Origin of the sequence: Rhodococcus sp. FH8 (genome assembly GCF_019266085.1) — a bacterium.
Taxonomy (GTDB): Bacteria; Actinomycetota; Actinomycetes; order Mycobacteriales; family Mycobacteriaceae; genus Rhodococcus_F; species Rhodococcus_F qingshengii.
The window spans coordinates 1-421 of sequence record NZ_LPNQ01000082.1 but is presented as its reverse complement, the minus strand read 5'-3'; the positions used below and the strand labels follow the sequence as shown (position 1 = coordinate 421).

The following is a 421-nucleotide window of genomic DNA, read 5'->3' as shown; positions in this document are numbered from 1 at the left end:
GGGTGGCGTGCCCACGGCCGCGGCTCCGAGCAGGCCAAACGATCGCAACGCCGGAAAACGAAGAACAAGCAAGCCCGGGTCGGGTACACCTATTTGCATTCCGCGATCGACGGGAACACCCGCCTGGCGTACACCGAAGCCCGCGACAACGAAACCGCAGCAACAGCCATCGATTTCATGAACAACGCCCGCGTCTTCTTCGCGGCGCATGGCATCACCCGTATCGAGCGCGTGATCACCGACAACGGATCATGCTACCGGGCAGCAGATTTCACCGTTTCATTACGCGAAGCGCGGCACTACCGGATCAAGCCGTACACCCCGAAACATAACGGGAAGGTCGAACGCTACAACCGTATCCTCGCCGAAGAACTGCTGTACTCCCGCGAGTACACCAGCGAAGCTGAGCGGCGCACTGCCG

General features: G+C 61.0%; 1 protein-coding gene. It reads left to right on the top strand.

Annotated elements, in window-relative coordinates; translation table 11 throughout:
* On the top strand, positions 1–421 hold a 421-nt coding region (locus tag ATN38_RS30310), incomplete at both ends, for an integrase core domain-containing protein (protein WP_218749300.1).